This is a genomic window from Salipiger bermudensis (assembly GCF_020171625.1).
Lineage (GTDB): Bacteria > Pseudomonadota > Alphaproteobacteria > Rhodobacterales > Rhodobacteraceae > Salipiger > Salipiger bermudensis_B.
The window spans coordinates 86,274-110,404 of record NZ_JAIUZY010000014.1 but is presented as its reverse complement, the minus strand read 5'-3'; the positions used below and the strand labels follow the sequence as shown (position 1 = coordinate 110,404).

22 protein-coding genes are annotated in these 24,131 nt (G+C 68.5%); 13 read left to right on the top strand and 9 right to left on the bottom strand.

Annotation, left to right across the window (positions count from 1 at the left end):
* Positions 1-63 precede the first annotated feature (63 nt).
* Entirely contained in the window at positions 64-1,527 is a 1,464-nt protein-coding gene (der, locus tag LCM15_RS19755) for a ribosome biogenesis GTPase Der (protein WP_224859481.1), read from the top strand.
* Positions 1,528-1,738: 211 nt separating this feature from the next.
* On the opposite strand, the gene LCM15_RS19750 is transcribed toward der, so the two are convergent.
* The 4 genes from LCM15_RS19750 to hpt all read right to left on the bottom strand — a co-directional run bounded on the left by LCM15_RS19750 (position 1,739) and on the right by hpt (position 4,115).
* Positions 1,739-2,638, bottom strand: a complete 900-nt coding sequence (locus tag LCM15_RS19750; protein WP_224859479.1) for a c-type cytochrome — start codon at positions 2,636-2,638, stop codon at positions 1,739-1,741.
* Positions 2,639-2,641: 3 nt separating this feature from the next.
* A complete protein-coding gene (locus LCM15_RS19745) occupies positions 2,642-3,100 on the bottom strand; it encodes a c-type cytochrome (protein ID WP_224859477.1) in 459 nt (152 codons plus the stop codon).
* A 285-nt stretch (positions 3,101-3,385) separates the two neighbouring features.
* A complete protein-coding gene (locus tag LCM15_RS19740) occupies positions 3,386-3,571 on the bottom strand; it encodes a hypothetical protein (RefSeq protein ID WP_224859475.1) in 186 nt (61 codons plus the stop codon).
* A gap of 1 nt (position 3,572) precedes the next feature.
* A complete protein-coding gene (gene hpt, locus LCM15_RS19735; RefSeq protein WP_224859473.1) occupies positions 3,573-4,115 on the bottom strand; it encodes a hypoxanthine phosphoribosyltransferase in 543 nt (180 codons plus the stop codon).
* An 85-nt stretch (positions 4,116-4,200) separates the two neighbouring features.
* Between hpt and LCM15_RS19730 the strand changes: the two genes are divergently transcribed.
* The gene (locus LCM15_RS19730) at positions 4,201-4,656 is read left to right on the top strand and encodes a type II toxin-antitoxin system RatA family toxin (RefSeq protein ID WP_224859471.1); all 456 of its coding nucleotides are present in this window, start codon (positions 4,201-4,203) and stop codon (positions 4,654-4,656) included.
* A 7-nt stretch (positions 4,657-4,663) separates the two neighbouring features.
* Here the strand turns inward: LCM15_RS19730 and LCM15_RS19725 are convergent, their stop codons facing one another.
* From LCM15_RS19725 to LCM15_RS19715, 3 genes are read right to left on the bottom strand one after another with little or no spacing between them, the layout of a single operon-like run.
* Complete coding sequence (locus LCM15_RS19725; protein WP_224859469.1) at positions 4,664-5,143, bottom strand: CinA family protein; 480 nt, start codon at positions 5,141-5,143, stop codon at positions 4,664-4,666.
* Entirely contained in the window at positions 5,140-5,625 is a 486-nt protein-coding gene (locus tag LCM15_RS19720) for a phosphatidylglycerophosphatase A (RefSeq protein WP_224859462.1), read from the bottom strand. Before LCM15_RS19720 ends, LCM15_RS19725 begins: the two co-directional genes overlap by 4 nt.
* On the bottom strand, positions 5,622-6,758 hold the full coding sequence (locus tag LCM15_RS19715) for a bifunctional 2-C-methyl-D-erythritol 4-phosphate cytidylyltransferase/2-C-methyl-D-erythritol 2,4-cyclodiphosphate synthase (RefSeq protein ID WP_224859460.1): 1,137 nt from the start codon (positions 6,756-6,758) through the stop codon (positions 5,622-5,624). Before LCM15_RS19715 ends, LCM15_RS19720 begins: the two co-directional genes overlap by 4 nt.
* Positions 6,759-6,935: 177 nt before the next feature.
* Between LCM15_RS19715 and dusB the strand changes: the two genes are divergently transcribed.
* The 11 genes from dusB to LCM15_RS19660 all read left to right on the top strand — a co-directional run bounded on the left by dusB (position 6,936) and on the right by LCM15_RS19660 (position 20,693).
* Positions 6,936-7,919 (top strand): tRNA dihydrouridine synthase DusB, encoded by a 984-nt coding sequence (gene dusB, locus LCM15_RS19710; RefSeq protein WP_224859458.1) that lies wholly within the window; start codon positions 6,936-6,938, stop codon positions 7,917-7,919.
* The gene (locus LCM15_RS19705; protein WP_224859456.1) at positions 7,916-9,001 is read left to right on the top strand and encodes a two-component system sensor histidine kinase NtrB; all 1,086 of its coding nucleotides are present in this window, start codon (positions 7,916-7,918) and stop codon (positions 8,999-9,001) included. The genes dusB and LCM15_RS19705 overlap by 4 nt, the downstream gene beginning before the upstream one ends.
* Positions 9,001-10,374 (top strand): response regulator, encoded by a 1,374-nt coding sequence (locus LCM15_RS19700; protein ID WP_224859454.1) that lies wholly within the window; start codon positions 9,001-9,003, stop codon positions 10,372-10,374. Before LCM15_RS19705 ends, LCM15_RS19700 begins: the two co-directional genes overlap by 1 nt.
* Positions 10,375-10,560: 186 nt before the next feature.
* Complete coding sequence (locus LCM15_RS19695; RefSeq protein ID WP_224859452.1) at positions 10,561-12,783, top strand: sensor histidine kinase NtrY-like; 2,223 nt, start codon at positions 10,561-10,563, stop codon at positions 12,781-12,783.
* Complete coding sequence (locus tag LCM15_RS19690) at positions 12,780-14,198, top strand: sigma-54-dependent transcriptional regulator (RefSeq protein ID WP_224859450.1); 1,419 nt, start codon at positions 12,780-12,782, stop codon at positions 14,196-14,198. The genes LCM15_RS19695 and LCM15_RS19690 overlap by 4 nt, the downstream gene beginning before the upstream one ends.
* A complete protein-coding gene (locus LCM15_RS19685) occupies positions 14,179-14,787 on the top strand; it encodes a hypothetical protein (protein WP_224859448.1) in 609 nt (202 codons plus the stop codon). The genes LCM15_RS19690 and LCM15_RS19685 overlap by 20 nt, the downstream gene beginning before the upstream one ends.
* Before the next feature lie 219 nt (positions 14,788-15,006).
* Positions 15,007-16,383 (top strand): Trk system potassium transporter TrkA, encoded by a 1,377-nt coding sequence (gene trkA, locus LCM15_RS19680; RefSeq protein WP_224859446.1) that lies wholly within the window; start codon positions 15,007-15,009, stop codon positions 16,381-16,383.
* Positions 16,384-16,387: 4 nt separating this feature from the next.
* Positions 16,388-17,902: a TrkH family potassium uptake protein gene (locus LCM15_RS19675; RefSeq protein WP_224859444.1), complete on the top strand. Its 1,515-nt coding sequence runs from the start codon at positions 16,388-16,390 to the stop codon at positions 17,900-17,902.
* Between the two features lie 214 nt (positions 17,903-18,116).
* Positions 18,117-18,356, top strand: a complete 240-nt coding sequence (hfq, locus tag LCM15_RS19670; RefSeq protein WP_007800966.1) for an RNA chaperone Hfq — start codon at positions 18,117-18,119, stop codon at positions 18,354-18,356.
* A gap of 17 nt (positions 18,357-18,373) precedes the next feature.
* Complete coding sequence (gene hflX, locus LCM15_RS19665) at positions 18,374-19,627, top strand: GTPase HflX (protein ID WP_224859442.1); 1,254 nt, start codon at positions 18,374-18,376, stop codon at positions 19,625-19,627.
* Between the two features lie 73 nt (positions 19,628-19,700).
* A complete protein-coding gene (locus LCM15_RS19660; RefSeq protein ID WP_224859440.1) occupies positions 19,701-20,693 on the top strand; it encodes an FUSC family protein in 993 nt (330 codons plus the stop codon).
* 9 nt (positions 20,694-20,702) lie between these two features.
* On the opposite strand, the gene LCM15_RS19655 is transcribed toward LCM15_RS19660, so the two are convergent.
* Together LCM15_RS19655 and LCM15_RS19650 are read right to left on the bottom strand one after the other, a co-directional pair.
* Positions 20,703-21,653, bottom strand: a complete 951-nt coding sequence (locus tag LCM15_RS19655; RefSeq protein ID WP_224859438.1) for a phosphotransferase family protein — start codon at positions 21,651-21,653, stop codon at positions 20,703-20,705.
* Positions 21,650-24,118 (bottom strand): penicillin acylase family protein, encoded by a 2,469-nt coding sequence (locus tag LCM15_RS19650; protein ID WP_224859436.1) that lies wholly within the window; start codon positions 24,116-24,118, stop codon positions 21,650-21,652. The genes LCM15_RS19655 and LCM15_RS19650 overlap by 4 nt, the downstream gene beginning before the upstream one ends.
* Positions 24,119-24,131: the final 13 nt, after the last annotated feature.

Sequence of the window (24,131 nt, the reverse complement as noted above, 5' to 3'; positions counted from 1 at the left end):
TCGCCCCTTTCGCCGTGCCCGCAAATGCGCTATCGGGGCGGCTTGTGATCTGGGAGTCAGGATATGACCTTCTCGCTGGCCATCGTGGGCCGCCCCAATGTGGGGAAATCGACGCTGTTCAACCGGCTGGTGGGCCGGCGCCTTGCCCTGGTCGATGACCAGCCCGGCGTGACCCGTGACCTGCGCGAGGGCGAGGCCAAGCTCGGCGACCTGCGCTTCACGGTGATCGACACCGCGGGGCTCGAGGATGCCACCGACGACAGCCTGCCGGGCCGGATGCGGCGCCTGACCGAGCGTGCCGTCGACATGGCCGACGTTTGCCTGTTCATGATCGACGCCCGCGTCGGAGTGACCCCGACCGACGAGATCTTTGCTGAGATCCTGCGCAAGCGCGCCAAGCACGTGATCCTCGGGGCCAACAAGTCCGAGGGCTCGGCGGCGGATGCCGGGGTGCTCGAGGCCTACGCGCTGGGGCTGGGCGAGCCGCTGCGCATCTCGGCCGAGCACGGCGAGGGAATGCCAGAGCTCTACAGCGCGTTGCAGCCGCTGGCCGACGGCTTTGCCGAGCGCGCCGCTGCTGAGGCGCCCGAAACCGATGTGAGCGTCGACGAGGAGGTCTCGGACGAGGCCGACGAGGCGCTGCCCGAAATCACTGTCGCGAAGCCGTTGCAGATCGCCGTGGTGGGCCGCCCCAACGCCGGCAAGTCGACGCTGGTCAACAAGATCATCGGCGAGGAGCGGCTGCTGACCGGCCCCGAGGCGGGCATCACCCGCGACGCCATCTCGGTGCGCTCCGAATGGGGCGGGGTGCCGATGCGGATCTTCGACACCGCCGGCATGCGCAAGAAGGCGCGGGTGCAGGAAAAGCTCGAGAAGCTGTCGGTCTCCGACGGTCTGCGCGCGGTCAAGTTCGCCGAGGTCGTGGTGGTGCTGCTCGACGCGGCGATCCCTTTCGAGCAGCAGGACCTGCGCATCGCCGACCTGGCCGAGCGCGAGGGCCGCGCGGTGGTGATCGCGGTGAACAAGTGGGACATCGAGGACGAGAAGCAGGAGAAGCTGCGCGACCTCAAGGAGGCGTTCGAGCGCCTGCTGCCGCAGCTGCGCGGCGCGCCGCTGGTCACCGTCTCGGCCAAGACCGGGCGCGGGCTCGACCGGCTGCAGGGGGCGATCATGAAGGCCTGGGAGGTGTGGAACCGCCGCATCTCGACCGGCCAGCTCAACCGCTGGCTCGAGGGCATGGTGTCGAGCCACCCGCCGCCCGCGCCGCAGGGCCGCCGCATCAAGCTGCGCTACATGACCCAGGCCAAGACCCGTCCGCCGGGCTTCGTGGTGATGTGCTCGCGCCCGCAGGACATGCCCGACAGCTATACGCGCTACCTCGTCAACGGCCTGCGCGAGAGCTTCGACATGCCCGGCACGCCGATCCGGCTCTACATGCGCGGGCAGGGCGACAAGAACCCCTACAAGGGACGCCGCGAGAAGAACGCCGGCGCGCTGAAGAAGCACCTCGGCAAGAAGAAAGGCTGATCCCAAACAGTGCCGCTGCGCGGCGCACTATGGTTTCTGCAGGGGGGCGCTGCCCCCCTCTTGGCCTCCGGCCAATTCACCCCCCGAGGTATTTTCGAACCAAAGAAGCCAGAAGCGCCGCGCCCCTGGCTTCTCTTCGTCTAAAATACTCCCGCCGGAGGCAGGCCGTCCGGGGCGACCGGGCGATGGTTGTCGGGCAGGTGTGCGCTGCTCAGTCCATATCTCCGCCAGCGGGAAGCGCCTTGAGATAGGCCGCGACGGCCTCGCGATCGGCGGCGTCGAGCTTGGCGAAGCTCTCAACCACTGCCACCATGTGGCCGCCGGCGCTGTCGTAGTCGGGCGTGAAGCCGCTTTCGAGGTAGTAGGCGATGGCGCCTGCGTCCCAGTCGAGCCGGTCCGGCGTCAGGCCCGGGATGGTGCCGGTGCCGTTGGGGTTCGGCGCGCCGGAGAGCCAGGCGGAGGTGTCGAGCCCGCCGAGCCCGTCCCGCGGCGTGTGACACTCGCCGCAATGCGCCAGCGCCTCGACGAGGTAGCGGCCGCGCTCGAGCTGCGCGTCGGGCACGTCGTCCAGCACCCAGCCATCGCTCATGTAGAGCAGTTTCCACGCGCCTACGCCGCGGCGGATGTTGAAGGGGAAGGCAACCTCGTGCGGCTCGCTCGGCACTTGCGAGGCAGGCAGGGTGAGCAGGTAGGCCCAAAGATCCACCACATCCGTGTCGCGCATATGGGCGTAGGCGGTGTAGGGAAAGGCCGGGTAGAGGTGCCGGCCCGAGGGCGAGACGCCGCGCATCACCGCGTTGGCGAAGTTGGACAGCCCCCAGGTCCCGATGCCGTGCTCGGGGTCGGGCGAGATATTGGGCGCCACGAAGGTGCCGAACTCGGAGACGAAGCGCTGCCCCCCGGAGAGCACCAGCTTTTCGTCGTCCGACGCGTCTGGGGCATGGTGACAGGAGGCGCAGCCGGCGGCGGTGAAGACCCGCTCCCCGGCGGCCGGGTCTCCGGTCATGCCGGAGAAGCGTGCGTCCGGCAGCCGGTTCGGCGCGGTCAGTACCCATCCGGCCGCGGCAGCGGCCAGCGCCGCCACGACCACGATTCCCAGTGCCTTGCGCATGGATCAGTTCCGCGGCGCGCGGTAGCTGTCGTGGCAGGCCTTGCAGGCGCCGCCGAGTTCCCCCATCGCCGGGCGGATCGCGTCGAGGCCCTCTCCGGCGGCGGTCTGCATGGCGCCTGCCGCCTCGCCGAGGCCGGCCCATTTGGAAGCGAAATCCTCCCAGTCGGTCCAGATCTCGGGCTTGGCGCGGGTGCCGTCCATCTCTGCTGTCGAGGACCCTTCGGGCCAGAGGGGCGGCTGGTGGATCATCGAGACCGCGACGAGCGTGTCGGCGGCGGCCTGCGCGGCCTCGGCGTCGTACTCGGTCTTGCCCTGCGCCATGTCGCCCAGCGTGCCGAGATTGATCGCGAGGATGCGGAACTGGCCCTGGCGGGCCTTCATCTGGTCGGCGTAATCCTGCGCCATCGCGGCGCCTGCGAGGCCGAGCGATAGGGCGGTGGCGGCGGTCAGAAGTCGGGTCATCGGAAAACTCCCTGCGGGTGATGCAATTTCTATCTATGAGTGACTTGAAAGCTAGGCCGACACCGGGGTCTCGGCAAATCCGCCCGGGCTGCATGCCGATGGTCTGACATCCGAAGGGTTTGCTCTCGCGACGATGCGGTCAGCCGTGGCGCTCGAAAGTCGACACGCCGTAAAAGCAATTGTATGTTGCAATTCAGTTTGTTGAAGATATTTCTTACAGTGATCTGTCAGCCGCCGGTAAGCCTCTAAGAGAGGCCCAACTCCCAGATTACCCAGTCGCTCGGCTCAGGGGCTCACCCGCATCGGGGCGCGCAGGCGGTCTGCGGTCAGCGCGTCGGGCCAGCCGACCCAGCGCTCGATGGCGTAGAGCACGAGGCACAGCGCCACCACCGCGAGAACCAGCTTGACGCGGCCCGACGAGGGCGGGTTGCGCACCCACCGCACCATGCGCAAGAGCCAGTGAGGGTTCATCCTAGCCCTCCGGGAAACGCACCTTGCCGATGAACGGCAGGTTCCTGTTCCTCTGCGCGAAGTCGATGCCGTAACCCACGACAAACTCATCGGGAATCTCGAACCCGGTCCAGTCCGCCTTGAGCGCCACCTCGCGCCGCGCCGGTTTGTCGAGCAGGGCGATGGTGCGCAGCTTGCGCGGATCGCGCGAGCCCAGAAGCTTGAGGACGTGGTGCAGGGTGAAGCCGGTGTCGACGATGTCTTCCACCACCAGCACGTCGCGGCCCTCGATCGGCGAGCGCAGGTCCTTGAGGATGCGCACTTCGCGGCTCGACTGCATGGCGTCGCCGTAGGAGGAGGCCTCGAGGAAATCGACCTCGACCGGCAGGTCGAGCTCGCGCACCAGATCGGCGATGAACACGAAGCTGCCGCGCAGGAGACCGACCACCACGAGCTTGTCGGTGTCGGCATATTCGCGGTCGATTTCGCGCGCGAGATCCTCGATGCGCGCGGCGATGGTCTTGGCCGAGATCATCTCATCTACGACATAAGGCCGCTCTGTCATGGCATTCCCCTTGCAAAGACGGCCACAGCATATGAAGAAACCCCCGACCATTGTCACGCGATAAAGGGACGCTAGAAAGACCGTCATGCCGACCCATTCCGAGACCAAGCACCTGCCTTACACCGCCCAACAGATGTACGATCTGGTGGCAGACGTCGGCAGCTATCCCGAGTTCCTGCCGTGGACCGCCGCGGCGCGCATCCGTTCGACCGAGGAGGAGGGGGATCACACTGTGATGCTCGCCGACCTGGTGATCTCGTTCAAGGTGTTCCGCGAGCGGTTCGGCAGCCGCGTGACGCTGTACCCGGAGCAGAAGAAGATCGACACGGAATACCTCGACGGTCCGTTCAAGCACATGATTTCCAAGTGGGAATTCGAGGACACGCCCGATGGCGGCGTGGACGTGCACTTCTTCGTCGATTTCGAGTTCAAGAACCGGCTGCTGCAGGGCGCCGCGGGAATGTTCTTCTACGAGGCGATGCAGCGCATCGTGCGCGCCTTCGAGCGCCGCGCGGCAGAGCTTTACGGCCCTAAAGGCTGAGGGCGGCTCAGTCCTCGCTGAGCGCGCTCAGCAACAGCTCGAGCGCGCGGATCGTGGCGGCCTCGCGCACCTTTGCCCGCCCCAGCGCGCCGAACTGCACGGTTTCGGTGATCGTGCCGCGGGCGCTGGCGAGCCCGAAGCAGACCATGCCCTCGGGCTTGCGCTCCGAGCCGCCAGGGCCCGCCACACCGGAGATCGCCACGGCGAGATCGGCGTCGGCGGCGGCGCGGGCGCCTTCGGCCATCTCCCGCACCACCTCTTGCGAAACCGCCCCGTGCCGCGACAGGGTGTCGCCGCGCACACCGAGCAGGTCCTGCTTGGCGGCGTTGGAGTAGGTGACGAAGCCGCGGTGAAAGATGTCGGACGAGCCCGCCACGTCGGTGATGGCCGCCGAAACCATGCCGCCGGTGCAGCTTTCGGCGGTTGTGACGGTGGCGCCGCGGGCGCGGGCCAGCCTCAGGATGTCGTGGGTGAGGGCCTCGGTCACATCAGCACCCCATGGGCCAGCGCGGCCAGGGCGATGCCGACGATCGCGGCGAAGACGCCGGCGATCACGTCGTCGAGCATGACTCCCATCGCGTCGCCCCGGCGGTCCGCTTTGCCCACCAGCCAGGGCTTCCAGATGTCGAACAGGCGGAACAATATGAACGCCGAGATCCAGCCCGGCCAGAGCCGCCAGATGTCCACTGACATCATCATCGCGCCGTAGCCCACCGGGAACAGCGCGATCCACTGGCCCACCACCTCGTCGATGACGATCCAGGAGGGATCGTGGTCGGGGGCGTTGGTGGTCAGGCGTTCGGTGGCGACGAGTCCCAGGACGAAGGCCGCGACGGCGGCGGCGGCGAGCAGCCAGAACCCGCCGGCGAGCAGCAGCGCGTAGGCCACGGGCAGGGCGGCAAGCGAGCCCCAGGTTCCGGGCGCGGGCTTCAGGAAGCCGACGTAGAAGAAGGAAGCGATGGCTTTCATGATTTCACCAGTGTGGCTGTTGCGATGGCGGCGATGCCCTCCTCGCGGCCGGTAAAGCCCAGCCGTTCCGAGGTGGTGGCCTTGACCGAGACCCGGTCGGTCTCCATGCCCATGATGCGGCACATCTCGGCAGTCATGGCAGCGGCGTGCGGGCCGATCTTGGGGCGTTCGCAGACGAGCGTGAGGTCGATATTGGAGATGGTAAAGCCCTTGGACCGGGCCAGATCGACCGCGTGACGCAGGAAGATCTCGCTTGCGGCGCCCTTCCACTGCGGGTCCGAGGGCGGAAAGTGGCGGCCGATATCGCCCTCGGCCATGGCGCCGTAGAGCGCATCGGTGACCGCGTGCATCCCGACATCGGCGTCGGAATGGCCCTGCAGGCCGCGCCCGTGCGGCACCTTCACGCCGCAGAGCACGACGTGATCGCCCTCGCCGAAGCGGTGCACGTCATAGCCGTTGCCCAGTCGGATATCCATCTCGTCGGTCTCCTTCAGAAGTGCCTCGGCGCGGGCGAAATCGTCCGGGCCGGTGATTTTGAGATTGCGCTCCTCGCCCGGGACGATGGCGACGTCCAGCCCGGCGGCGCGGGCCACCTCGACATCGTCGGCAGCGCCGCCGGGATGTGCGGCGTGAGCCTGCACGATGGCGTCATAGCGAAAGCCCTGCGGTGTCTGGGCGCGGTATAGCCCGGTGCGGTCGCGGGTGCCGGTCACACGGCCCTCGGCGCCGGTCCAGAGCGCATCGGTCACCGCGAGTGCGGGTGCGGCGCCCGGCGCGGTGTCGAGCGCGGCGATCACCGCGTCGATCAGGGGGGCGGAGACGCACGGCCGCGCCACGTCGTGGATCAGCACCCGTTCGGGGGGATCGTCTGCCAGCGCCTCGAGTCCCGCCCGGACCGAGCCCGCGCGGTCCCCGGCGCCATGCACCAGCGTCACGGGCAGGCCCTTGCAGAGCGCCTCGGCGCGGGGCTCGTCCTCGGGGTGGATCACCAGCACGAGCCGGGGCAGGTGGGCGAAGGCGCGCAGGGTCCAGAGCGCCACGGGCGCCCCGGCGATCTCGCGCCATTGCTTGGGCAGCGCGCCCCCGGCGCGGGTGCCGCGCCCGGCGGCGACGATGATGGCGGCGGTGGTCATGTCTGGCGTCCTTCCCATCGCCTTCTCTAGGCGCTGCCCCGCCGCTGCGCAATGCAGCCGGAGCGGGCGATCAAAAAATAGGCAGGACGCATCGAGATGGGGCGCCAAACCCTTTGAGGAATTGAATGTCGCGGCAGCACAGGTTACCTCCCAAGCATCTGCACAAGGAATAGGCGCTTGAGTATCCTCCTCGGCGACAGGTCGATCACGCCCCCCGTCCTACTGGCCCCGCTGGCGGGAATCACCGATCTGCCCTTCCGCACCCTCGTGTCGCGTTGGGGGGCGGGGCTTGTCGTGTCCGAAATGATCGCCAGCGGCGAGTTCCTCACCGCGCGTCCCGGCACCCGCGAAAAGGCCGAGCTTGGCGCCGCGATCGAGAACACCTCGGTCCAGATCGCCGGTCGTGCGGCCGAGCCGATGGCCGAGGCCGCGCGCAGGGTCGCCGACATGGGCGCGCGGGTGATCGACATCAACATGGGCTGTCCGGCCAAGAAGGTCACCGGCGGCTACTCGGGGTCCGCATTGATGCGCGACCCGGACCACGCGCTCCGGCTGATCGAGGCGGTGGTCGCGGCGGTGGATCTGCCGGTGACCCTGAAGACGCGGCTGGGCTGGGACGATGGCAGTCTGAACGCGCCGGAGCTTGCGGCGCGGGCCGAGGCGGCGGGCATCCGGATGATCGTGATCCATGGCCGCACCCGCTGCCAGTTCTACAAGGGCCGCGCCGACTGGGCGGCGATCCGCAAGGTGAAGGAGGCGGTGAGCGTGCCGCTGGTGGCAAACGGCGACATCACCGACGCGGCCAGCGCGCGCGAGGCGCTGCGGCTCTCAGGCGCGGATGGCGTGATGGTCGGGCGCGGGGCGCAGGCCGCGCCGTGGCGGCTGGCCGAGATTGCCCACGCGCTCTACGGCGCACCGGCGCCCGAGATCCCCGAGGGCGCGGCGCTGACAGATCTGGTGCGCGAGCATTACGACCGGATGATCGATTTCTACGGCCCCGAGCTTGGCGTGCGCTGTGCCCGCAAGCATCTGGGCTGGTACATGGATTCCGCCGGAACCTGCGCCGCGATGCGCCGCGAGGTGCTGACCGAGCGCGATCCCGGCCGCGTCGGCGCTTTGCTCAAGGCGGCGCTTGAAGAGGCCCTCGAGGAGGCCGCATGAACACCGAAATTCAAGGCCAGCTCTGGTCCTCCCTGCCGATCCCGGCGATCCTTCTGGATGCCGAAGAGCGCATCGCCGACATGAACCCGGCGGCGGAAGGCTTCATGAACAACTCGGCCAAGTGGCTGATCGGGCAGCCGATCTGGGATCGGCTGGCGGTCGACGCGCCGCTCGAGGAAAGCCTCGCCCGGGCGCGCGAGAACGGCACGCCGCTCTTCGTCAACGATGTCGACGTGGGCACCGGGGCGCGCCCACCGCTGGTCTGCAACCTGCAGATCGCGCCGGTGCAAAGCCATCCCGGCTGGTTCATCATGCTGATCTCTCCGCGCGAGCTTGCAGGGCGGATGACGCAGAGCCACTCGGTGAAATCGGCGGCCAAGTCGGCCATCGGCATGGCCGAGATGCTGGCGCACGAGATCAAGAACCCGCTCGCGGGCATCGCCGGGGCGGCGCAGCTTCTGAGCATGAGTCTCAGCAAGGACGACCTCGAGCTGACCGATCTGATCGTGGCCGAGACCCGCCGGATCGTGAAACTGCTCGAGCAGGTCGAGCAGTTCGGCAATCTCTCGGCCCCCGAAAAGAAGCCCGTCAATATCCACGACGTGCTCGACCGGGCGCGGCGCTCGACCCAGCTCGGGGCCGGGGCGCATATGCGGTTCATCGAGGAATACGACCCCTCTCTGCCGCTGGCCCATGGCGACCCGGACCAGTTGCTGCAGGTGGTTCTGAACCTTCTGAAGAACTCGGCCGAGGCCGCGGACCCGAAGGCCGGCGGCACCATTCGCCTGCGCACCTTCTACGAGCATTCCTTCCGGATGCGCCGGGCGGACGGCACGACGCAGAAGCTGCCGCTGCAGATCGAGGTGATCGATGACGGCCCCGGCCTGCCGGACGACATCAAGGGCGACGTGTTCGACCCGTTCATCTCGGGCAAGGAGAACGGCACCGGGCTTGGCCTCGCGCTGGTGTCCAAGATCATATCGGACCATGACGGCTGGATCTCGGTGGACTCGGTCCCCGGCCGCACGGTCTTTCGCATTTCGCTTCCGCGCGCCCCGCGCGAGACTGAGGAGAAGAGCTAATGGACGGCACCGTTCTTGTCGCTGACGACGACCGCACCATCCGCACGGTCCTGACCCAGGCCCTGACCCGGGCCGGCTGCAAGGTGCACGCGACCTCGTCGCTGACCACGCTGATGCGCTGGGTCGGCGAAGGGAAGGGCGACGTGGTGATCTCGGACGTGGTCATGCCCGATGGTAACGGGCTCGAGATGCTGCCCAAGATCCGACAGGACCGGCCCGAGCTGCCGGTGATCGTGATCTCGGCGCAGAACACCATCATGACGGCGATCCAGGCCGCCGAGGCCGAGGCCTATGATTACCTGCCCAAGCCCTTCGACCTGCCGGACCTGATGAAGCGCACGGCCAAGGCGCTCGACAATCGCAACCGCACGCCGCGGCGCGACGAGGCGACGACCATCGGCGCCGACAGCCCCGACGAGCTGCCGCTGGTGGGCAAGACCCCGGCGATGCAGGCGCTCTACCGCCTCGTGGCGCGGGTGATGAACACCGATCTTCCGGTGCTGATCTCGGGCGAGAGCGGCACCGGCAAGAGCCTGATCGCGCGGGCGATCCACGATTTCTCCGACCGTCGCACGCTGCCCTTCGTGACCGTGACCGGGGCCGACCTGTCGGACCTCGAAGGCCCGGCGCGGGTGCTGGCGCGGGTCAAGGGCGGCACGCTCCTGATCGACGAGATCACCGACATCCCCGACGAGATCCAGGCCCGGGTGGTGCGGATGATGGACATCCCCGGCGAGCACGTGCCGCGCTTCATGGCGACCTCGCAGGGCGATCTGGCGCAGGCGATGGAAGAGGGCCACGTGCGTCAGGATCTCTACTATCGTCTCTCGGGTGCCACCATCAACGTGCCGAGCCTGCGCGAGCGGGTCGAGGACATCGCGCTGCTCACCGATCACTTCCTCGCCCGGGCCGAGCGCGAGGGTGCGCCCAAGCGCTGGCTGTCGGCGGATGCAGCCGAGCTGTTCCGCGCCTATAGCTGGCCCGGCAACGTGCGCCAGCTCGAGAACTCGGTGCGCCGCCTCAGCCTGACCAGCCGTGCCGAAGAGATCAGTCGCCCCGAGGTCGAGGCGGTGCTGGGCAACCAGCCCGATACCGGCCCGATCCTGCGCGGCGGCGATGCCGAGAAGCTCGGCACCTCGGTGGCGCGCCACCTGCGCCGCTATTTCGACCTGCACGGCAACATGCTGCCGCCGCCGGGGCTCTACACGCGCATTCTCAAGGAGGTCGAGGCGCCGCTGATCGAGATCGCGCTCGAGGCCACGGGCGGCAATCAGGCGAAATGCGCCGATCTGCTGGGAATCAACCGAAATACCCTGAGAAAGAAGATCACCGACCTCGATATTCGCGTGACACGCCGCCGCAAGCTGATGTAAAACCGCCACAGAGATGTGGCCGCGCTGCTTCGCTTTTTGCGAAAGTGGCGAAGAAGCCACAATATATGGCGGTTCGCTGCATCGAGCAGCACATCACGATGAGGTCGGCCTGTGGCCATCCGGGCACGGAAATCAGTCTCGCGAAGCGCGGCTTGGTCAAAGCTGGCGCGCTTGCGGCGTCAGCGCATGGTGCAGAACATCGCGGCCCTGGGTCTGGTGATCCTCGGCCCGTTGCTGGCGCTGATGACCTTCATCGCGCTCGGTCCGCTCGACAAGGGCAGCGGGCCGGAGTTGAGCCTCAGCCTCGTTCTGCTGGCCGATTTGGTCTATGTGCTGCTTCTGGCGACGCTGGTTCTGGCCCGCGTCGCCCGTATGATCGCCGACCGCAGGGCGCAATCCGCGGGCTCGCGCCTGCATCTGCGCCTGACCGGGGTGTTCGCGCTGATGGCGCTGCTGCCCACGGTCACGGTCGCGGTTTTCGCCGTGCTCACCATCAATATCGGCCTCGAGACGTGGTTCTCGAGCCGGGTGCAGAACGTGGTCGGCGCCTCTCTCGCCGCCGCCGAAGCCTATGAGGAAGAGCAGCGCCGCGGCCTGACCGAGGACGTGGAGGCGCTGGCGCGCTTCGTCGACAACGCCCGCCGCGCCAATTTCGCCTTCGACGACGGCGACATCCGCCAGATCCTCGCGCAGGGGCAGGGGCAGGTGCAGCGCGGTCTGCGCGAAGCCTTCGTGATCGACGGCGCGGGCGAGATCCGCGCCCGTGGCGAGCGCTCCTACCTCTTCGACTACGAACAGCCCACCATCGCCCAGATCGCGCTGGCCGAGGACGAGGGCGTGGTGATGATCCCGGACTGGGAGAACCACGAGTTGCGCGCGCTCACGCCGCTCGATGCCTTTGCCGACCGCTACCTCTATGTTAGCCGCGCCGTCGACGGCAACCTGCTCAGCCTGCTTGATGAAACGCAGGCGACGGCGAAGTTCTACCAGCAGCAGGAAAGCGAGCGCGGGCGCCGCCTTTTCGACTTCGCGCTGCTCTATCTCGGCTTTGCCGTGCTGCTGATCCTCGCCGCCACATGGCTGGGCCTGTGGTTCGCCGAGCGCCTGTCGCGCCCGGTGGGGCGCCTGACCGGGGCCGCTCAGCGTGTCGGCGCCGGCGATCTCGACGTGCAGGTCAAGGAGGAAGAGGGCGACGACGAGATCTCGATGCTCGGGCGCTACTTCAACCAGATGACCCGCCAGCTCAAGGCGCAGCGCGAGACCCTGCTCGAGAACACCCGCCAGATCGAGCGCCGCCAGCGGCTCTTCGACAGCGTGCTCTACTCGGTCACCTCGGGCGTGGTCGGCCTTGATGACAGTGGCCGCGTGACCTTCGTGAACCGCTCGGCCGAGCGGCTGCTGGGCTGGCACGAGACCAAGGCCGAGGTGCCGATCACCGTCGCCGTGCCCGAGTTCGGCGCGCTCTTCGACAAGCTGATGGCGACCGGGCAGGAGACCGCGCAGGAAGAGGTCAAGGTCAGCCGCGAGGGCCGGCTCGAGCACCTTCTGGTGCGCATGTCGCTGCGCCGCCGCGACGACGGCTCGCTTGAGGGCTACGTGGTGGCCTTCGATGACGTGACCGATCTGGTCAGCGCGCAGCGCATGGCCGCATGGGGCGACGTGGCGCGCCGCATCGCGCACGAGATCAAGAACCCGCTGACCCCGATCCGGCTGTCCGCCGAGCGCATCAAGCGCAAGTTCGGCCGCCAGATGCAGGGCGAAGATGCCGAGAAGCTGGACCAGATGACCGAGGTCATCGTGCGCCAGACCGAGGACCTGCGCCGCATCGTCGACGAGTTCTCCAAGTTTGCCCGGATGCCCGAGCCCGAGCGTCGACCCGAGGACGTGGTCGCCCTGCTGCGCGGCGCGGCGCTGCTGCAGGAGACCGGCCAGCCCGACGTGCGCTTCGTCATCGACCTGCCGGAGGCCGAGATGCCAGCCGAGCTCGATGCGACGATGATCGGGCAGGCGCTCACCAACATCATCAAGAACGCGGGCGAGGCCATCGAGACGCGCGTCGAATCCGGCGTGCCCGAGGGCTACGCCCCCGAGATCCGCGTCAGCCTCACCGAAGAGGACGGCCGCGCGCTGATCCGGGTGATGGACAACGGCATCGGCCTGCCGGAGGACCGCGCGCGGCTCTTCGAGCCTTACGTGACCACCCGCGACAAGGGCACCGGCCTCGGCCTGCCCATCGTGAAGAAGATCATCGAGGAGCATGGCGGCAGCCTCGCCCTCGAGGACGCGCCGCTCTTCGACGGCGACACCCATGCCGGGGCGATGGCGGTGATCCGCCTTCCGCTCGGGGCGATGCCGGCGGATCCGGCGCAGAAGCAGAAGATCATTTCAGAGTTAGAGGGGCAGACATGAGCGACATCCTGATCGTCGACGACGAGCGCGACATCCGCGAGCTGATCGGGGACATCCTCGAGGACGAGGGCTTCAGCACCCGGCTGGCGGCCAACAGCTCCGAGGCGATGGCCGAGGTCAACGCCGAGCCGCCCGGGCTGATGATCCTCGACATCTGGCTGAAGGACAGTAAGATGGACGGCATCGACATCCTCAAGACCGTCAAGCGCGACAACCCCGACATCCCGATCATCATCATCTCGGGCCACGGCAACATCGAGATCGCCGTCGCGGCGATCAAGCAGGGCGCCTACGACTTCATCGAGAAGCCGTTCAACATCGACCAGCTGCTGGTGGTGATCCGCCGCGCCATGGAGACCTCGCGCCTGCGCCGCGAGAACCAGAAGCTCAAGCGCCGCGAGACCGAAGTGGCGCAGATGGTCGGCGACAGCGCCGCCTTCCGCGCGCTGGTGAGCCAGCTCGACAAGGTGACCAAGTCGAACGGACGGGTGATGCTGACCGGCCCCGCGGGCTCGGGCAAAGAGGTGGCGGCGCGCTACATCCATGCCAATTCTGGTCGCGCGCAGGCGCCCTTCGTGACGGTGAACTGCGCCGGGGTCGAGCCCGAGACCATGGAAGAAGTGCTGTTCGGACGCGAAAGCCCCGAGCGCGGCATCGAGCCGGGGCTGCTCGAGCAGGCGCATGGCGGGGTGATCTTCTTCGACGAGGTCGCCGACATGCCCGGCGGCACCCAGTCCAAGATCCTGCGCGTGCTGGTCGACCAGTCCTTCACCCGGGTCGGCGGCTCCGACAAGGTGCGGGTCGATCTGCGGGTGATCTCCTCCACCAACCGCGATCTCGACGCCGAGATCGACGCCGGCCGCTTCCGTCAGGAACTCTACCACCGGCTCAACGTGGTGCCGATCGCGGTGCCGAGCCTCGAGGACCGGCGCGAGGACATTCCCATGCTGGCGGCGCATTTCATCGAGGCCTGCAACAAGAGCCAGGGCCTGCCGGTGCGCCCGCTCTCCGAAGACGCGGTGGCCTTGATGCAGACCATGGTCTGGCCGGGCAACGTGCGCCAGCTCAAGAACCTGGTCGAGCGGGTGCTGATCCTCGGCGAGGGCACCGGCCCGATCGAGGCGCGCGAGCTGCCGCAGGATGCGCCCGTGGGCGGCGAGAACGATGGCCGGGTGGTGCTGTCGGGCACGCTCGCGACCCTGCCGCTGCGCGAGGCCCGCGAGGCGTTCGAGCGCGAGTACCTGCTGACCCAGATCAACCGCTTCGGCGGCAACATCTCCCGCACCGCCTCCTTCGTGGGGATGGAGCGCTCGGCGCTGCACCGCAAGCTGAAGTCGCTGGGCGTGGTGACCGGCTCCAAATCCGGCGGCCGGATGGCCTATGTGGACGAAGACAATGTTCAGCAGGCCGGCTGACGCGGCGCTGCTTGCGCTGGCGCTTCTGCTTGCGGGCTGCGGCGCGACGGTGTCGACAAAAGGCAGCGTGGACGCGCCGAGCTCCGTCGCCGCTGGGGCGCGCGAGGCCAGGGTCGCCGAGGTCACGCAGGCGCTGCTGGCCCTCGGCCCCTCGGTCGATCCCGCCGAGGCGGCCCGCGCCGCGCGCATCGCCGTCGAGGTGCCGCTCGAACGTGCCCGCGAATGGCAGGTGACCGACCCGCCGCTGGTGCACAATTTCAAGGTCGTCAACGGGTTGCGCGAGAAGGGCGTGTGTCAGGATTTCGCCGACGCGCTCGAGATCGCGCTGACCGCCGCGCGCTTCCGCAGCCTCGAACTGCACCGCGCCATCGCTAATGCCCGCAACCTCAGGCTCGAGCACGCCACGGTGATCGTCACCGCGCGCGGCGCGCCGATGGAGAGCGGGCTGGTCCTCGATCCCTGGCGCACGGGGCAGGGACGACTGTGGGTCGGTCGGGTCACCGAAGACCCCGACTACCAGTGGGAATCCCGCGCCGCCGTGCGCGCCTGGCACGCCGACTGGAAAGCCCGCGCCAAGGCCGAAACCTGAGCCCGGCAGGTCTTCTTCTGGCCGGAAATATCCCGGGGAGTTTGAGGGGCAGCGCCCCTCATCGTCGCACGCCTCGCCACGCTGTGCGGCATGGCCCGCAGCCGCGCCGCCAGCGTCGCAGCCTCGCGCCTCAGGCACGCCAGCGGTCCGCCGCCCGTTGACGCTCTGGCGCGCCCGTGTCATGCCAGCGAGACGTCTTGGGCCAGACACGAGGAACGGATGAAGGTCATCATTTGCGGGGCGGGGCAGGTCGGATGGCAGATCGCCCGGCACCTCTCGGGCGAGCGCAACGACGTCACCGTCGTCGACAGCAACCCCGATCTTGTCCGCCGCGCCACCGACACGCTCGACGTGCAGGGCATCGCGGGCTTCGCGTCTTACCCGGACGTGCTGGAAAAGGCCGGCGCGCGCGATGCCGACATGATCATCGCCGCCACCCATTCCGACGAGGTCAACATGGTCACCTGCCAGGTGGCCCACTCGGTCTTCGCGATCCCGCGCAAGGTGGCCCGGCTGCGCTCGCAATCCTACCTCACGGCGATCTATTCCGATCTCTACCGCCGCGATCACATGCCGATCGACGTGGTGATCAGCCCCGAGCGCGAGGTCGCCGAGGCAGCGCAGCAGCGCCTGTCAGCGCCCGCCGCCTTCGACACCGAGACCTTCCTGCAGGGCGATGCACAGCTTCTGGGCCTGACCATCGACGATGACTGCCCGATCGTGAACACGCCGCTGCGCCAGCTCTCGGACCTGTTCTCGACCCTGCGCGCGGTGGTGGTGGGCGTGCGCCGCGAGGGCACGCTGTTCGCGCCCGAGCCGGGCGACCAGCTCTTCACCGGCGATTCCTGCTACGTGGTCACCCACCGTCAGGACATCCGCCGTACCCTCGAGATCTTCGGCAAGTCGCTGCGCAAGCAGGAGCGCGTCGTAATCATCGGCGGCGGCAATGTTGGCCTCGCGGTGGCCAGCGCGCTCGAGAAGCGCACCGAGCGCATCCGCGCCAAGGTGATTGAGCGCGACCGCGGCCGCGCCGAGCGCGCCGCCGATGCCCTCGAGCGGACCATCGTTCTGCATGGCGACGGGCTCGACGCCGCACTTCTGGCCGAGGCCGGGATCGACCGCGCCGACGCGGTGCTCTGCGTCACCGACGACGACAAGACCAACATGCTGGCGGCGGTGCGCGCCAAGGCAGCGGGCTGCCCGATGGCCATCGCGCTGGTCAACGATCCCACCATGGTGCCGCTGATGGAGCCGCTGGGGGTCGACGCCTATATCAACCCGCGCGCCACCACGGTGAGCTCGATCCTGCGCCACATCCGCCACGGGCGGGTGCGCTCGGTCTATTCCATCGGCGATGCCGAGGCCGAGGTGATCGAGGCCGAGGTGCTCTCGACCTCGTCGCTGGCGGGCAAGATGGTCCGCGAGATCGATTTCCCCGAAGGCGTTCTGGTGGGCGCGGTGCGCAAGGGCGACAAGGTGGTCAAGATCACCGGCGACCTGCGCATCGAGGATGGCGACCGCGTGGTGATCTTCGCGCTTGCCAAGGACGTGGCGCAGGTCGAGCGGCTGCTCCAGGTCTCGATCGATTTCTTCTAGGCCGATGCGCACGCTGTCCCGAACGCCGCTGCTGCTCCTGCTGACCGGGATCGTCTGCGCCTCGATGATCCTGCCGGCGGCGGTGTCGCTGTCGGAGGGCGAGTATCACGACGCGCGCAGTTTCTTCTATGCCGGCATCGTGGGAATGGTGCTCACCGTCCTGATCGCCATCGCGCAGGCGACGCGGCGGCACAACCGGAGTGCCTCGCGCCAGCTTCTGGCGCTGATGACCGCCTTCATCGTCCTGCCGGCGGTGATGGCGGTGCCGTTCCACGAGGCGGTGCGCACCACCAGTTTCCTCAACGCCTTCTTCGAGATGGTCTCGAGCTTCACCACCACCGGCGCGACGCTCTTCGACGCGCCGCGCCTGTCCTCGGCCGAGCACCTGTGGCGCGCGCAGGTCGGCTGGCTCGGCGGGCTGCTGATGTGGGTGGCGGCGGCGGCGATCCTCGCGCCGCTGACGCTCGGCGGGTTCGAGATCACCGCCCGCGGTGAGCCGGGGCAGAGCGTCGATACCGGCGCCATCCTGCGCGACCTGTCGGACCCGGCCGAGCGGCTGTCGGTCACCGCGCGGATGCTGGTGCCGATCTATGGCGGGCTGACGCTGGCGCTCTGGCTCATGCTGATGATCGCGGGCGACCCGCCGCTGCTCGCGGTCAGCCACGCGATGTCGACCATGGCGACCTCGGGCATCTCGCCGCTTTCGGCGCCGCTCAAGGCCCCCTCGGGCATCGCTGGCGAGATGATCGTGTTCTGCTTCCTGTTCTTCGCGTTGTCGCGCCTGACCTTTTCCGGTGACACCGGCACGTCCTACCGGCCCGGGCTGCCCGAGGACCCCGAGTTCCGCATGGGCCTCGCGCTGGTCATCGTGGTGCCGGCGCTGCTGTTCCTGCGCCACTGGATCGCCGCCTTCGACGTCGGCGAGGAAACGAACCTGCTGCTGGGGCTGCGGGCGCTCTGGGGGGGCATCTTCACCGCGCTGTCCTTCCTGTCGACCACCGGCTTCGTCAGCGCCGACTGGGCCGAGGCGCGCAGCTGGTCCGGCCTCGAGACGCCGGGGCTGATGCTGATGGGGCTCGCGATCATCGGCGGTGGCGTCGCCACGACGGCGGGCGGGGTGAAGCTGCTGCGTATCTACGCGCTCTTCCTCGCCGGCAAGCGCGAGCTCGAACGGCTGGTGCATCCGCACTCGGTTGGCCATTCTGGCATCACCGCGCGGCGGATGCGACGGCAGGGGGCGTTCATCGCGTGGGTGTTCTTCATGATGTTCGCCATGTCGATCGCGGCATTCTCGCTGGTGTTCAGCCTGTTCGGGCTGGATTTCGAGAATGCCATGGCGATGACCATCGCGGGGCTGACCAATTGCGGCCCGCTGCTGCGCGCGGCGGCCGAGATGCCGGTCGATCTGGCCGGGCTGAGCGGCGGCGCCAAGCTGACCTTCGCGGCGTCGATGGTGCTTGGCCGGCTCGAGCTGCTGGCGATCATCGTGCTCCTCACGCCGGGGCTGTGGCGCGACTGAGACGCGCGGGCGATGGCTTGGTTGACGCCGCGTTAATGATAGCGTGCCTCCCTGACCCCATGCCTGCATCCGTGTGAGGCAGATCGCTTGCGGGCGCCGGTGATCGGCGCTACGGGCCTATTTTTGCACTGGAAGTTCCGCTTCACGCGTTACATACTCGGCAAAACGAGGGAAGGCCGCAGCGCGGCAAAGGGCAAGAATAAAGGCAATTTCAATGGCTTCGGACAGACAGAACCTGCAGGACGCATTCCTTAATCACGTCCGCAAAACCAAAGTTCCGGTGACAGTCTTTCTGATCAACGGCGTCAAACTTCAGGGTGTGATCACCTGGTTTGACAATTTCTGTGTGCTGCTGCGTCGTGATGGACAGTCCCAGCTTGTCTACAAACATGCGATCTCGACCATCATGCCGTCTCAGCCCATCAACCTCTATGACGGCGACGGCAACGATTGAAAGAACACGCAACGCACGTGACCCGCGCGTGGGTCCTGCATCCTGACATCCGGTCGGACCGGGATCGGCGCGACGCGGATATGGCCCTCGAGGAAGCGGTGGCCCTGGCCGCGGCGCTTCCCGACCTCGAGATCGTGGGCAGCGCCGTTGTGCCGCTGCGCGATCCCCATCCCGGACATCTCTTCGGCACAGGCAAGATCGAGGAACTGCGCCAGCAGATCGAGGAAGCCGAAGTCGAGCTGGTGCTAGTCGACGGCCCGGTGTCGCCGGTGCAGCAACGCAACCTCGAGAAGCAATGGAAGGTCAAGCTGCTCGACCGCACCGGCCTGATTCTCGAGATCTTTTCAGACCGCGCCGCCACCCGCGAGGGCGTGCTGCAGGTCGAGATGGCGGCGCTGAGCTACCAGCGCACGCGACTGGTGCGCGCCTGGACCCACCTCGAACGGCAGCGCGGCGGGCTCGGCTTCGTCGGCGGCCCCGGCGAAACCCAGATCGAGGCCGACCGGCGTGCCATCGACGAGCAGCTCGTGCGGCTGCGCCGTCAGCTCGAGCGCGTGGTCAAGACCCGCGACCTGCACCGCAAGGCGCGCGCCAAGGTGCCGTTCCCGATCGTCGCGCTGGTGGGCTACACCAACGCCGGCAAGTCGACCCTCTTCAACCGGCTGACCGGCGCCGAGGTGATGGCCAAGGACATGCTCTTCGCCACGCTCGACCCGACCATGCGGGCGGTGAAGCTGCCCACGGGGCTCGACGTGATCCTGTCGGACACGGTGGGGTTCATCTCGGATCTGCCCACCGAGCTGGTCGCGGCCTTCCGCGCCACGCTCGAAGAGGTGCTGGCCGCCGACATCATCGTGCACGTGCGCGACATCTCGCACCCCAACACCGAGGAGCAGGCCGCGGACGTGGCCGCGATCCTCGACAGCCTCGGGGTCGACGAGGAGGTGCCGCTGATCGAGCTGTGGAACAAGACCGATCGTCTTGCGTCCGACGAGCACGACGCGGTGCTGCAGCGCGCGGCGCGCGAAGAGCATATCTTCGCGGTCTCGGCGCTGACCGGCGAGGGGCTCGACACCATGCTCGAGGCCGTCACCGATCGGCTGCAGGGCGAGAGCCTCGAGGAAGAGCTGCGTCTCGACTTCGACGACGGCAAGCGCCGGTCGTGGCTGTTTAAGAAGGGGCTGGTGCAGGACGAGGCGCAGGACGAGGACGGTTTCGTGCTGCAGGTGCGCTGGTCCGCCAAGGACCGCGCCCAGTTCGAGACGCTCTGATCGCACGCGGGGATGGCGCGCCGGGAACGGCGTGCTAGCCTGCCTCCTGACAGTCGCAGAGAGAGATCCCCGCATGGCGCAGCCCAGCCGAGTGACATCGTGGTTGATCGACGGGCCGCGCAAGATGGGCTGGCCCGATGTCGGCATCATGATGCTGGCGGTGGGCGTGCCGCCGCTGGTGGCAGTGCTGGTCTTCGGACCCGTCGGGATGGCGGCCTTCGCCGCAGCGATGCCGGCGCATCTCGCCGCCCGCGAGGGCGGGGCGCCGGTGGCGCTTCTGGCCACGATGGTCACCGGTCTTGGCGGCATGGTGGCGATCGCCGATCCGGTCATGGCGCTGATGGTGGCGGGCTGCCTTGCGGCGATGACCGCCATCGCGGCGCATCGCCGGCTGGCGCGCCCGGCGATGCGGGCGCTGCTGACCTGGACGCTGTTCACCTCGCCGCTCATCCCCGCCGACAACCTGCCGCAGCTTTTCGCGATCTACCTCGCCGGGATGGTGTGGAGCATTTCCGTCACCTCGCTGGCGCGCAGGGTCGGCGTGCCCCAGCCCTCGGGACGGGTGAGCCGGGTCTACAGCTTCACCTTCGGCGTGATCTTCGGCGTCGGTCTGGTGAGCGCGGTCTGGCTTGGCCAGCGGGCCTTCGGCACGCATGGCTTCTGGCTGCCGCTGACCTTCGTGATCCTGTCGATGCCGCCCTATGGCACGCTGTTCTCGCGCAGCCTGATCCGGACCCTGGCCACGCTGCTCGGGGCGGCCGCCTCGGTGGCGCTGACGCTGCTTGCGCCGCCGCAATGGCTGACCATTGCGCTGGCGCTCGTCTGCTTTCCGATCTCCTTCCGGTTCCTCCCGCGCAGCTCCTTCGTGGGCACCGCGCTGCTGACCTTCACCATTCTCGAGATCCTGTCGCTGATCGCGGATATCGACGTGCTGGCGGTGGAGCGGGTCGAGACGGTGATCCTCGCGAGCCTGATGACGCTCGGCCTCGGGCTGGTCGCGGCGGGCGCGCTCTGGCTGTTCAAGCGCGAGGCCCTGCACGACATCGTCGGACGCGATCAGGCCTGAACGGCGCGCTCAGCCGGCGAAGAGCGCGTGCTCGGACGCGATGACCTGCCGCGCCCCGAGATAGCGCGCCGCCTGCCGCCGAGAGGGCTCGAGCGGCGTGTTGGCCCAGACCCCGAGCGCGAACAGGCGCTGCTGAAAGACCACCGTCTCGGGCGCGCTGCCCGCCGGGCCGTAGCCCTGCGAAAGCGCCGCGGCGTGGCGGTCGAGCGCCTCGGAATCGTCCGAAAGCGCCACCGCGTCGATCAGCAGCGCGACCAGATCCCGCAGCGGCGCGTCGGGTTTGTCATTCTCGAAATCGAGCCCCACCAGCCCCTCGCGGGTGGTGATGAGGTTGGCGAGGTGCAGATCGCGATGGGTCACCGCGCGCTGCGAGGGCGTGCCGCGCACGTCGCGCGCCATCGCCTCGAGCCGCGTGACCTCGTACCGGAAGGCGGCGACCTCGGGGATCGCACGCTCTCCGCTGTCGTGCTGCTCCAGCAGCCGGTGCAGCCAGGCGATATGCCCCTTGGGCCGGAACGGATGCGCCTCGCGCGTCAGACCGTGAAATGCCACGAGCCAGTGCCCGGCGGCCTCGAGGTGCCGGGCGGCATCCTCGGGCGCTCGGTTCGCCACCACCGCCGCGAGGCTCGGCCCGTCCGCATAGGCCATGCCCAGAACCAGCCGCGCCTCGTCGAAGAACAGCACCTCGGGCGCGCCTTCTGGCCAAGCGGCAACAACCGAGCGCTGCCGGGCCACCTGGGCGCGGGCCTTCTCGGCGGAGGCGGGCGCGTAGACCTTCACCACCAGCCTTGTGTCGGGGGAGGCGGCGCAGAACACCTGCGCGCGCTGCGCCTTGTCGGTGTTCTTCAGGCAGCCAAGCCCGAACGCCGTGCCGGGCCGCTGCTCGGCCAGCGTCGCCCGCGCAATCGCGCGCGCCTCGGCGGGCGTGAGGTGGGTCTCGCCCGGCCGCTTGCCGCTCATTCCGGGAGCAGCCGCGTGACCCCGATCGAGGCGGCGCGGGCGAGCTCTGCATCGAGCGACATCGGGATGTACTCGCCGCGCCGCCAGAGCGTGCCGAGATCGTCGTAATGGCGCGACAGGAAATGCCCCGACTGTCCGGTCGACGAGATGTAGACCGAGGAATCCGGATCGGCGAAATCATAGACCCCGCGATAGGTCGCGGCGTGGATGTTGAGGAACGGCTCCGGGTCGCGCCCGGAGGTGCGGCCTCGCTCCAGCGTGAAATCGCCGCCGCTGGTGTTCTGGCGGATGTTGACGAAATGGCGCAGCACCGGGATCTCGCCCAGCACCGAATGCGCGTGCAGCGCCTGATGCGCGTCGCCCCAGCGCAGGCTCTCGAGCGAGCCTCCATAGGTCTCGCCGATCCACACCAGCGCGTCGTCGAGCGATTGCCGCGCGACGTCGCTGCAGGTCTCGACCACCACGGAGCGGATCACGTCGCACCAGACCGCGGCGCCATCGACATCGCGGAACACCCGCTCGATGAACAGCGGCTCGACGTGGGTGAACTCCTCCGCCAGCGGGCCAAGCTCGTCGCGGATCAGCCGCTCCTGCAGCGCCCGCACCCACGCGGCATAGATCAGCGGCTCGGGCAGGTGCTCGTTCAGCTCGCCGTTCCAGTTGGCGAGCAGGTCGAGCGCCTGCTGTCGGCGCCGCTGGGGCGTGCCGTCGGGGGCGGCCTCGCCGGTGAACCAGAGGTCGCGCCCGATCAGCGGCAGCAGCGTGCGCGCCGCCGGAGAGACGGTGTCGAGCTGCGCCTCGATGAAGCTGTCGCGGGTGTGCACCTCGCGCCCCTGCATCAGCTGCGTCCAGCGCATCACGCGCTGGCTGTCGCCCCAGTTGAAGCTTACATGCATCGGAAAGGGGCGGTCGATGATCTTGTTGTTGGTGTTGCCTACGATGCCGCCCTCGGGGTCGGTCCAGACCGGGTTGGCGCTGTCGGGCAGCATGCCCTGCCAGCGGTTGGCTTCGATCCAGCCGGGCGAGGGCATTCGGCCCTGGCTCTGATGTGCCGGGTCGCGCGCCGGCATCGCGCCGATCAGCTTCATCGCGATGCTGTCGCGGTCGATCAGCGTCAGCATCTGCGCCGGCGCCACGAAGCCTGCGCTGCCCTCCAGCGCCTCCTCGACGCTGCCCGCGCGCATCAGCCCGATGGCGGCGCTCATCGAGCTGTCCTCCTCCGAAAGCGCCGTCCAGCTCAGGCTCACCACGTGGCCCTGCGGGGTGATGGTCTCGAGGTCGAAGCGCGTGCGCGGCATCACCGGGCCGTTCTCGGTCCAGCGCAGGGTGACGGTGACCGGTTTGTCGTCCTTGATCTCGATGATCGAGCGCCGGGTGCGGAACCGCGCCCAGCCCTCGGGGGTGCGGTACTGCTCGGCATTGTCGGGGTTGAGCTCCTCGATATGCAGATCCTGATCGTCGAGATACGCCGAGGTCAGCCCCCAGGCGAGATCCTGCGACCGGCCGAGCATCACCGCGGGGATGCCGGGGATGGTGCCGCCGATGACCCCGCCCGAGGACAGCTGAAGCCGTGCCAGATACCAGGTCGAGGGCGCGGTGAGGCCGAGATGCGGGTCGTTGGCCAAGAGCGTGCCGCCCCCTGCCGAGCGGTCCGGGGCGGCGGCAAAGGCGTTCGACGCGCCCGCCAGCCCGCGCTCGGGCACCGGCGAGAGCGGGGCGCGCGGCCCCTCGCTCGCGCGAGCGAAGCGCGGCATCTCCCGGTCCGGGAACAGGCTGGCATATTCGGGCAGGGCGGCGGTGCCCTCTCCGGGCATGTCGGGCAGGATGTCGGCCAGCCGGTTTGGGTCGGGCAGCAGCAGCGAGGCGCGGGCGCGCAGGATTTCCTCGCGGAACTGGCCCGAGAGCTGCAGCGCCATCAGCTTTATGACGGCGAGCGAGTCCGCCGGCTGCCACGGCGCCACGGGGGCGTTGAACAGGAAGAACTCCGGCGCCCCGCGCCCGAGGCTCTCGTCATTGATCTCGGCGATGCGGGCGTTGACCCCGGCGGCATAGGCGCGCAGCGCCGCGGTCGTGGTGTCGTCCTGCGCCGTCACCGAGCGAGTCGCGGCGGTATAGAGGTCGAGCCGGCGCATCAGGATATCGGTGTCGAGCGTGCGCCGTCCGAACACCTCCGACAGACGCCCCTGCGCGGTGCGCCGCATCAGCACCATCTGCCAGAGGCGGTCCTGGGCATGGGCGTAGCCGAGGCCGAAATAGGCGTCCTCGTCGCTCTGCGCGAAGATATGCGGCACCGCCGCATTGTCGCGCACGATCTCGATCTCGTCCGCCGCGCCCGCGACGACGAGGTCCTTGTCGTAGTCGGGCAGGGAGCGCGAGGCGAGGTAGTAGACCAGCATCACCACGATGACCGACAGCAGGATCGCCATCGAGGCAAATCTCAGGAGCCATCGAAAGAGTGTTGCCATTGGGATAACCCCC